Consider the following 10,336-nt stretch of genomic DNA (forward strand, 5'->3'; position numbering starts at 1 on the left):
AAATGACCTCGAAGATGTTTTTGGTTCCCGGCATGGTTCGATGGCGGGCCGCTGTCAGGCGTGATCAGGTTTCGCATAGCGCCGCGCCCGGTCTACGGCTGCGAACCCGTCGCGCAAGCCAGAACAGGATTGCCTCCGCAAGCAGCAGGCCGCCCAGGGCTGCCAAAGCAAGGACCGTTATGTTCCCTGTCTCAATCGAGTGCGAAGCGTAATAACCGAGGCCGATGAACAGGCCATTCCAGACCGCGACGCCGGCCGCCGAGGCGACCATAAAGCCGCTGGAGTTTCCACGAAAAAGGGCAGCGAAGGCGGGAGCGAACAGCCGGACGGTCGGCACAAGCTGGAGCGCGAAGGCAAGCGTGGTCTGGTTCCGGCGGAACGAGGCGGTCCGGTGCTCGACGCGATCTGCCGACATCCCGAAGATACGGCAAGCTCTGTTCAGAAGTCGGGCGGATCTTACGGTGCCCAGCAGCCGGAAAGAATAGAATAAGGCCGCACAGCCGAACATGCTGCCAGCGACAGTTGCAAGAAAGCCTGCCAGCAGCGGCCAGGCCTCATCCGCTGCGCCGATGCCGATCGCCAGCAGCAGCCCGTAGGATGGGATGACGGGCACGAAGCGCTCGGCCAGTGCAATGGCGAAAAGACCAACAAGCCCATAGGCGCCTATCCACGCCATGATTGCTGCTACCGGGTCAAAATCCATAAGCGGTTCCTCTTTGATCGATGGCTGGGCAGTGTTAGCCGGATGTGGAGAATGCTCTCTCAGGCGAGATGAGCCACCGGAGGCGCCCGGTTTTCGCGACGCGCCACCGGTGGTTCCAGAGGCCGCCCGCAGGTCGACATTATCAGTGACGGCTCTCGTCGGATCGCAGGGCAGGGGCATCCCTGATCCGAGACGAGTACACACGCCTCACGTTGCGACGGGAGGCAAGACGGTCCGTGTTCGGCGTTCGCCGATGGTCTCGGTGACGGCCAGCGGCAGCGAACGTATCCGTCGGCCCGTGGCTGCATGGATGGCATTGGCGATCGCGCCTGCGACCGGCACCACGCCCGGCTCGCCCACGCCACAGGGCGGCTCCGTGCTTTCCATGATTGAGACCTCTATCTCGGGTGCGTCGGCGATGCGCTGCATTGGGAAATCGTGGAAGTTGGATTCCACCACCGCGCCGGCATCGAGCGTGATTGCGCTTATCAGCGCCGTGGTCAGTCCAAAACTGATGCCGCCCTCCATCTGCGCGACGACGGCGTCCGGGTTGATCACCAGGCCAGCGTCGATTGCGCAGACGATGCGGTTCACCCGGACTTCGCCGTTCGCGGCCACCGTCACCTCCGCCACCTGCGCCACAACGCTGCGATAGCACTCCTCGATGGCGATGCCGCGGCCCTGGCCCGGTCGCAGGGCAGTGCCCCACCCGGCCATCTCAGCCACACGGTTCATCACCGCAAGATGCCGGGGCTTGTCGCGCAGGAGCGCCCGACGATAGGTAAGCGGGTCTGCTCCCGCGCGCTGGGCGCATTCGTCGATGAAGCTCTCCGTGAAGAAGGTGTTGAACGAGAAGCCGTTCGACCGCCAGAAGTGAATCGGCATATGGCTGGGCACATGCTGACTGCGCACCCGCCGGTTCGGAATGGGGTAGTGCAGCTTGTCCAGCCCCTCGACCGACAGACGATCCCCGTCCGGGCCGGGCGTGAAGGGTAGGTTGCGGCTCGCGATCCCCTGGGTAATCGATTGCGCCGCGACCAGCGCATCATATGCAACCGGCAGGCCGTCCGGCCCGAGGGCGGCGCGCAGCCGCGCGGCGGCGTGGCTACGAAAAAGACCGCGGCCGATGTCCTCCTCGCGCGACCAGATCAGCTTGACCGGCCGGCCGCGGTGCCGCGCCGCGAGGAAGGCCGCCTCGGTCACCACATCCTGATCACTGCGCCGGCCGAAGGCGCCGCCATTCATCGTGATGTTGCAGGTCACCGAAATCGGTTCGACGCCCGCCAGCCCGGCGCCTCGGGCAGCGCCCCGCCGGACGGCCATCGGCGATTGCGACGAGACCCATGCCTCTGCGGTCCCGTCGTCACGGACGAGTACCGTCGCATTGATGGGTTCCATGCAGGCATGGGGAAGGAATGGCACGGTGTAGTCGGCTTCTATCACCGCCGAAGTGACGGCGTCGGCGATCACGGAAGCCGCGTTACCGTCGTTGATATGCTCGTATGGGGTCGTGCTTTCGAACGCGGACCGAAGTCGCGCGGACATCTCGGCGCTGCTGACACTGTCCGCATCGGTTGAGGTCCAATCGATTTCGAGGAGACGCGCGGCCTGCTCGGCCTGCCACCAGGAACCGGCGACCACTGCCACCTTCCGCCCATCGATGACCGTCACGTCCGTGATGCCAGGCTGGGAACGCACCGCGGCCTCGTTTGCAATGCGAGCCACCTGCGCGCCAAAGACGGGCGCATGGCGAATGGCGGCGTAGATCATGTGGGGCAGGGTGACGTCCATGCCAAAGACAGGTTCGCCGCGAATCTTGGCAGGTATATCGACCCGAGGCTGCGACCGGCCGATGATCCGCCATTCGGAGGTGGGTTTTAGTGCGGGATGATCGGGTGGCGGCAACAGGGCGGCCTCGTGAGCAAGCTCGCCATAGGACAGGCGCCGGCCGGAAGCCGCGTGACGGACAAACCCGTCGCCGGTGGCAAGCTCCATGGCCGGCACATTCAGTCGAGCCGCCGCCGCCGCCAACAGCATGTGGCGGGCCGACGCTCCGGCGACGCGCATTGGGTGCCACATACCCATGGTCGAGCCTGACGCGCCGGTGGCGATGAAGCCCAGTTGCCCCAGCACGCGGCGACCCACCCAGACAGCGGGTCCCGACGCTTCCTCCGGACGGATCTGAAGGACGTTGAACCAGGTCGAATAGGCTGGATGCGCCTCCGTCGGGAAAACTACGCTGATGCGGTCGTCGAATGGGATGTCCAGTTCCTCCGCCACCACCATGGCAAGTCCTGTATGGATGCCCTGGCCCATCTCGGTTTTCGGCACATTGACGACCACCCGGTTGTCCGGATGAATGACCACGAAGGCGTTGAGCACGGCTCGCTCGCCATCCAGATGGCCATCCAGCCCATCGACATCGACGCTGGCGAGATAGCCGACACCGCCGACAGCGGCGACAAGGACGGTGCCGCCAAGGGCTGCGCCGGTGAGCAGGAAACCGCGACGGGAGAGAAAACGAGGCATGACGGTCTCCTCAGCGCTCGGCCAGCAGGGCGGCGGCGCGATGGATCGCGCGGCGGATGCGCGGATAGGTACCGCATCGGCAGATATTGGTGATTGCCTCATCGATCTCGGCGTCGGTCGGCCGCGGGGTCGCCTTCAATAGCGCCGTCGTAGCGATGACGAACCCGGGTTGGCAAAAACCGCATTGCGGCACCTGCTCATCGATCCAGGCCTGCTGCACGGCCGACAGAGTGCCGTTTGGCTGACTCAGCCCCTCCACGGTCACCACGGAGGCGCCCGCAACGGAGCCGACCGGTGTCACGCAGGAGGGGGTGGCTTCCCCGTTGATGAGGACGCGGCAGGCCCCACACTGGGCAATGCCACAACCATATTTGGGGCCGAGCAATCCAAGGTTCTCACGAAGCACCCAGAGGAGGGGTTTGTCGACATCCGTCTCGATGTCCATCCGCGATCCATTGACGATGAGAGAAACCATTCCTCAGACCTCCACCAGGGTTGATTGCCGTCCCAGCAAGGCAGCGATGCGTTGATTTGCGATCAGCATGGCGATGCCGGTCAGGATGCCTGCAACCGGGACGATGAGCAGGCCCAGTCCAATGCCGTTCGGCACCCGCGCCGTTGTCGCCGCGTCGCTGATCATGCCGACAATGAGAGGTCCGAGCGCAGGACCGAAAAGACCGGAGCCAATCATCGCGAGGCTCGTCGCCATCGCCTCCCTGCCCTTGCCTGCCACCAGGTGGGCGGCGCCGAAGCACCAGGGCAGCAGAAATGCGAAGGACAACATGCCGGGGACGAAAAGGAGGATGGAAAGCCACCCGGTCGGGGTAAACAGCGCGGCGGTCGTCGTAAGGCTTGCGATCATCAACAGGATGGCTGGCGGCCCGAGGACCCGACCGGTTCCGGAGCGTACCGCGCGGTCAAACAGGCGCCCGCCTGCCAGCGTTCCGCAAATCCCCATCAGGCCTTGCAGCAATCCGAACGCAAGTCCAGCCTCGCTGGCGCTGTAGTCATGGGTGCGGATCAGGAAGGGAACTGCAAAAGCATAGAATGGCGCTGCGGCGAAGCCGAGTGCGACAGAGCTGATGAACAGCCAACGAAATGACGGGGACGAAAGCAGTTGCAGGCTCGCCTTCAGGAACGGCTTGCTATCGGTGGCCGAACGCTTGAGCGGCGGGGTAGAGCGTATGACGGCGAGCGCCAGCAGGGCGATGAACATGCCGAGAACGCCAGCGCCCACCAGCGCTGCACGCCATCCCAGCGTATCGCCGATCGCGCCGCCGACGGCAAAGCCCATCATAGTGCCGAGCGGGATGCCCATGGAGAAAATGCCAAGAGCCAGGCCGCGGCGCTCGGGCGGTACCTTCCGGGCGATGATCGCATGGCTGGCGGGCGTTCCGCCGGCCGCGCCGAACGCGACACCGAAGCGCGTGAAAGCCAGGAACAGGAAGCTCATGGCGAGGCCGCCGAGCACTGTCATCGCGCTCCAGAGCAAGAGGCATAAAATGAGGACGGAACGGGGCGAACCACGATCGGCGGCGCGGGCGAGGGGCATCGACAGCAGCGTGTAGCAGACCGCGAATGCAATGCCGGTGAGTAAGCCAATCTCGGTGTCGCTCAGATCGAGATCTTCCTTGATGGACTCGGCCAAGACGAAGGGAAGCATCCGGTCGACCTGGGAAATGGCGCTAACAAGAAACAACGTAATAAGCAGTACCGTTACGCTTCGACCATCGAAATATTCATCAATATTTATTTTCGATTTATTGGGAAGATCAGCTTTCTTATCTATTGACGGCGCAGCCGTTCCTGTCATGTTGTGTGCTTCCCTGGCTGTGAGTGACGTCATCAAGCTAGAGGAAGTCTCCCATGACCAAAATGCCGAATACCTCAATAAATTTGCCTATTCCTACAAGCGGCGATACCCTGCCGACGGAAGGGCGAGTTCTGCGCTGGCCTCGAAACCAAACGGAGGTTCGCGTGTCGTCATCGCTTCTTGGTGGAATTACCAGCTACATCGAAAGCCAGGGCGGCGGTGAGGGCCTGTTTCCGACGCATATCGAGAGCGTCAACATCATCCGGTCCTACCAGCAGCGGATGCCACTGCGGCAGATCTATCGTCCGTCGCTCTGCGTCGTGGCACAGGGCGCAAAGGAAATTCTGTTCGGCGAGGAGACACTTCGTTATGGGGCGATGGAGTGCCTTGTCGTCAGCATGGAAATGCCGGCCAGCGGGCGGGTGATCGAGGCGAGTGAGCAGACGCCCTATATCGGCCTTACCATTGATCTCGACGTGAACATGCTGCGCGAGGTGCTGGAGCAGTTGGAGATGCCACCCGCTCCGCCTGCCATGCCCGGTCCATCGGTGTTCGTCGGAAAGGTCGATGAATCTCTGGCTGAATGTGTGCTGCGCCTGATCCGGATGTCTCAGACGCCGAAGGCAATCCCGATCCTCTACCCGTCCGTCATGCGGGAGATCTGCTATTGGCTTTTGACCGGCCCGCACGGCGCGGAACTCTGCAGCCTGGCCGTGCCGGAATCGAATTTCATGCGGATTGCAAAGGCGATCTATTTCCTGCGCGCCAATTTCACCCAGACGCTGCGTGTGGAACAGATGGCGGAGGTGGCGCACATGAGCCCGTCATCGTTTCATCAGCATTTCAAGCAGCTCACCTCGGTGACGCCACTTCAGTTCCAGAAGCAGCTGCGCCTTCTTGAGTCGCGACGCCTAATGGTCGCGGAAGCTGCAAGCGTCGAGGAAGCGGCCTACAAGGTCGGCTACGAAAGCCCGTCGCAGTTCAGCCGCGAATACTCGCGAATGTTCGGCGTTGCGCCAAAGCAGGACGCGTTGAACCACCAGCGTATGTATAGCCAGTACGCAAGCCGCAAGGCACGCCGCGCCTAAGCGCGGATCTATGGAAAAGGTCACCCGTGCCGCCGCGGCGCGAAGCGATCCCTGAGATGCTCCTCCGCTACCGCAATAGAAGGTTCTCAGCCGAAGCTCGTCGGGCGGATGCTTTGCTTCCGGAGGGCCGGGCATCTGTCGCGTGACCTATCACGGCAAAAACTGAAGCAGGAATGCCTGGGTCAGTTCGCACAGTGCGGATAGAGGATCAGGCAAGAAATTCACGGAAATCGGCATTCGTCCCCGCGTGGCTGACCGCTAAGTTCGCAGTGCATTGCCTCGGAAATGGTCCGGATCGGTTCAGCCTCGCGCGCCGCGCCGAGTTGAGGCTGATCATCGGGCCGCCAAGTATCCCGGACGGCATGGCTTCTGTCGCTATCGCACGCCCCAAATATCGGAAAGGAACCTATATGTTGAAATCGGCAAAGAGGCCGCTGCTCGCCGCCGCACTCGCTGCAGGATTGACCAGTCTCTCGGTCGGCCATGCTTTGGCACAGGCGTCGTCGCCAGACCAGATCGTCGGTGTCTGGGAGGCGGAGGACGGCATCCTCAAGATAGAGATGTTCGAAGCGGGCGGGAGCTATTCGGCTCGCATGCTCTACGGAAAACTCCTGATGGAGGCGGATGGCAAAACATTCAAGAAGGATACCAAAAATCCCGATCCGAACCTCCGGGGCCGTTCGCTCGAGGGTATTGTTTTTCTGACCGACCTCAAATGGGACCCCCGTGATCTGCGTTGGGAAGATGGAAGCTGGTACAGCGGAGCCAACGGCCGCTCCGCAAACGCCCGCGCAGCCCTGCTCGGCGAGAAAATGGAGGTCCGCGTCTACATGGGGACACCCGCGCTCGGCCGGACCATAGTGCTGCACCGCGCCCGGTGAAGCGCCCTGCTGCAACTTCAACAAACATCGCGACGAACAAAGGCGGCCCAGCATCCCGATAACCGAGTATCGGGCGGGAATACGCCAGTCCGCCGGCGACTTTCCTAGGCCGCGGTGCGTTGGAGCGACCCGAAAGCTTTTGGGACGTCGAACTGAGGGATCGCAACCAATGCTTGCTGGCAGTCGAGATTGTAGGATCAGGCAGGTTTTTCGCGCCTTTGGGCATGGAGATCTAAGACGGTATGGGCATGCTGGTGACGAAGATGAACGTAGCGCGTCGAGCCACACCTGGCTCGATCTTGCATTGCCGAGATGAGGATCACTGATGACGAAGTGGACGACCAGTAACATTCCTTCGCAGCACGGCGTTTCGGTGGTCGTGACCGGCACCGGCGGGCTGGGTTACGAAGACGCGCTGGCTCTGGCCCGCGCCGGCGCCGATGTCGTGATCGCAGGCCGCAATCCTCAGAAGGGTGTCAAAGCCGTGGCCAGTATCAGGCAAGCCGTCCCTGGCGCTATGGTGCGGTTCGGCCAGGTGGATCTCGCCGACCTGGCCTCAATCGCCGGCTTCGCGGCGAAGCTCGCTCAGGAGCAGGACAGCCTCGATCTTCTGATCAACAATGCCGGAGTCATGAGACCGCCGGTGCGGCGCGAAACGAAGGACGGTTTCGAGCTGCAGTTCGGCACGAACTATCTCGGTCATTTCGCTCTTACCGCCTATCTGCTGCCGCTCCTGAAAAAAGGCCTCAATCCGCGCGTGGTGACGCTCAGCAGCGTGGCGGCGCGTGGCGGCGCGATCGACTTCGACGACCTGCAGGCCGAGCGCAGCTACAAGCCGATGCAGGTCTACAGCCAGTCCAAGCTCGCCTGCATCATGTTCGCCTTCGAGATGAGCCGGCGCAGCAAGGCGGCTGGGTGGGGCGTTGAAAGCCTGGCGGCCCATCCGGGCCTCACACGCACCGACCTGATCGTGAACGGTTCGGGGCGGTGGAGCCTGCCCGGAATGCTGCGCCGTTTCATGCCGTTCCTGTTCCAGCCCGCCTGCCAGGGCGCTTTGCCGACGCTCTATGCGGCGACCGACCCGGCGGCGCGTGACGGAGCGTACTACGGACCCGACAGGCTGGGTGGCACCCGCGGTTATCCGGTCAAGGAGACGCCTCCGAAACAGGCGCTGGATACCGTCGCGGCGGCGCGCCTCTGGGATATATCCCTGGCGCTGACCGGCGCGACATTCGCTTAAACCGCCGTGCGTGCTCAAGGCTTGTCCCGTGCCGTATCCCTGGTCGGTTGCTTCCTTTCTAAACCAACAACGAAGGACGGCGGGCGCGAGCCTTGAACGTGTCCTGGAGATTTGCTGATGGCATGGTCGTACGGCTACTTCACCGACCTCAACTACACCCATGGATATTATCCGGAAATGAACCCGGCCCTATTGCGCCTGGCATGCCTATGCAACGCGATCGAGCCGCAGATTCCCGATGCACCTTCCTATCTCGAGCTTGGCTTCGGGCAGGGTGTCACGATCAACATGCTCGCCGCGGCGTCTTCCGGTTCCTACTGGGGTACCGACTTCAATCCGGCGCAAGTCGTGGAGGCCTGCAAACTGGCCGATGCCTCAAGAGCGGACATTCATCTGTTCGACGACTCTTTCGAGGAGTTTGCCAACCGGAAGGGCCTTCCCGACTTCGATGTCATAGCGCTACACGGGATCTGGAGCTGGGTATCGGAAAAGAACCGCAAGACCGTAACCGACATCATCAGGCGCAAACTCCGTCCCGGAGGGATCGCCTATATAAGCTATAACTGCCTGCCCGGCTGGGCTCCGGTCGTGCCGATCCGCCAGCTGATGTCTCTCTATCAGGACTATGGCGGCGGCAGGATGTCGAGACCGATGGAGATGATCGAAGGCGCGGTGCAGTTCGCGGAAGAGATCGCAAAGGCCGGATCGTTCTATTTTCGGGACAACCCTTTCGCCAGGCATCATGTGGAGCAATTGACGAAACAGGGGCGCAACTATCTCGGCCACGAATATATGAACGCGGATTGGCATCTTGAGCACTTTTCGGACATGATCCGGAGTCTGGACGACGCCAAGCTCACATATGTCGGCTCTGCGCGGCTGCTCGATGGCATAGATGCCTTTCAGCTCCATGAGGAAGGGATCAAGTTCGTTTCGCAGATCCGTCATCCGATCATGCGCGAGACGGTCCGCGACTATCTGGTGAACAGGCGCTTCCGGACCGATATCTTCGTCAAGGGGGCAAGGCTACTTCCAAGTCGGGAACATCGCGATGTCTGGCACGCGTTGGCATTCGTGCTGGTGATCCCAGAAATTGATGTCCCGAAAAAGATCGCGTGTGCCAGGGGCGAGGTGGCACTGCCCTCCGGCAAATACGACTTGATCCTCGAGGTCCTGGCCGAGGAGGGCTACAGGCCAAAACGCGTCGAGGAACTTTTCAAACATAACAAGCTGCGAAATCTCACGACTCAGGATGTCGTAGATTACCTGACTGTACTCACCGGCGCCGGATTTGTGGCCCCGGCGCAAATACCTTCGGAGAGAGTGAAGGAGCAATGCAGGGCGCTGAACCGGTACATCTTGCAGCGGGCGCTTGTCAGCATGGATCTGCACCACATGGTATCGCCCGTGACCGGAGGCGGGATCGGGCTCACCCACATGACGCAGCTGCTCGTCCTCGCCGCCAGCGAGGGTAAAGCCGGCGCCGCGGCCTTGACCGGCTATGTGTGGGATTTCCTGGACAGCATCGGCGAACGCCTTGTGAGAGACGGCAAAAGGATCGAATCCAAGCATGAGAATCTAGAGGAAATCAGAATTTTAGCGAACAAATTCCTGAAGTTTGGACGACCGCTTCTGCAAGCCTTGCAGATCATTGATGACACTAAGGGATGATAGCTCCCGATGGGACATCCGCTGCCAATCGCGAGACATGACGCTCAACCAATCTCAGGTATCGTTTGTTGTGAGCCCCCGCATATCCTATTCCTCGTCACCCAGACGTCGCATGGAGAAGACGAGGCTGAGTTCAAGGCAACCGAGAAAGTTCTGGCGATTGCGCTGCCAAACTTCGTTTATTTTTCATCCTGAGTTGGAAAACTTGGTTCGAATTCTTCTAAGACCAAGGCACCGTTGTGCACTTGCTGTTTACGCTTCGTAACGCCGCGTCGTTCGCCGATCGAAGCACCAACAGTTCGTGTCTCGGCCGGTAGAGCCCAGACGTCAATGGTGATAGGAAATAGCAATGATTGCCACGACCGAAATTCGGGCACTCGACGTGTCTCCGGCACAGCCTGAAACACAGCC

Annotated in this window: 9 protein-coding genes; 4 read left to right on the plus strand and 5 right to left on the minus strand. The window is 61.6% G+C overall.

Annotation, left to right across the window (positions count from 1 at the left end; genetic code table 11):
* Window positions 1–64: 64 nt before the first annotated feature.
* From EDE05_RS25495 to EDE05_RS25510, 4 genes are all read right to left on the minus strand, one after another.
* The gene (locus tag EDE05_RS25495) at window positions 65–703 is read right to left on the minus strand and encodes a VTT domain-containing protein (RefSeq protein ID WP_162712413.1); all 639 of its coding nucleotides are present in this window, start codon (window positions 701–703) and stop codon (window positions 65–67) included.
* A gap of 207 nt (window positions 704–910) precedes the next feature.
* The gene (locus EDE05_RS25500) at window positions 911–3,232 is read right to left on the minus strand and encodes a molybdopterin cofactor-binding domain-containing protein (protein ID WP_112799894.1); all 2,322 of its coding nucleotides are present in this window, start codon (window positions 3,230–3,232) and stop codon (window positions 911–913) included.
* A gap of 10 nt (window positions 3,233–3,242) precedes the next feature.
* Window positions 3,243–3,707, minus strand: a complete 465-nt coding sequence (locus EDE05_RS25505) for a (2Fe-2S)-binding protein (protein WP_105374835.1) — start codon at window positions 3,705–3,707, stop codon at window positions 3,243–3,245.
* Between the two features lie 3 nt (window positions 3,708–3,710).
* Complete coding sequence (locus tag EDE05_RS25510) at window positions 3,711–5,078, minus strand: MFS transporter (RefSeq protein ID WP_348631533.1); 1,368 nt, start codon at window positions 5,076–5,078, stop codon at window positions 3,711–3,713.
* Between the two features lie 131 nt (window positions 5,079–5,209).
* Here EDE05_RS25510 and EDE05_RS25515 point away from each other — a divergent pair, with 131 nt between their 5' ends.
* From EDE05_RS25515 to EDE05_RS25530, 4 genes are all read left to right on the plus strand, one after another.
* Complete coding sequence (locus EDE05_RS25515) at window positions 5,210–6,133, plus strand: AraC family transcriptional regulator (protein WP_205839382.1); 924 nt, start codon at window positions 5,210–5,212, stop codon at window positions 6,131–6,133.
* A gap of 410 nt (window positions 6,134–6,543) precedes the next feature.
* Window positions 6,544–7,014, plus strand: coding sequence for a DUF2147 domain-containing protein (locus tag EDE05_RS25520; RefSeq protein WP_205839383.1), 471 nt, complete (start codon window positions 6,544–6,546; stop codon window positions 7,012–7,014).
* Between the two features lie 325 nt (window positions 7,015–7,339).
* The gene (locus EDE05_RS25525; protein ID WP_105374837.1) at window positions 7,340–8,254 is read left to right on the plus strand and encodes an SDR family oxidoreductase; all 915 of its coding nucleotides are present in this window, start codon (window positions 7,340–7,342) and stop codon (window positions 8,252–8,254) included.
* 117 nt (window positions 8,255–8,371) lie between these two features.
* Window positions 8,372–9,925, plus strand: coding sequence for a class I SAM-dependent methyltransferase (locus tag EDE05_RS25530; RefSeq protein WP_134103237.1), 1,554 nt, complete (start codon window positions 8,372–8,374; stop codon window positions 9,923–9,925).
* Between the two features lie 179 nt (window positions 9,926–10,104).
* Here EDE05_RS25530 and EDE05_RS27070 read toward each other — a convergent pair.
* Window positions 10,105–10,336: hypothetical protein (locus EDE05_RS27070; RefSeq protein WP_208325237.1), on the minus strand; the 232-nt coding region annotated here is incomplete at its 5' end.

The sequence above is a fragment of the Neorhizobium sp. R1-B genome (genome assembly GCF_004368875.1).
Classification (GTDB): domain Bacteria; phylum Pseudomonadota; class Alphaproteobacteria; order Rhizobiales; family Rhizobiaceae; genus Neorhizobium; species Neorhizobium huautlense.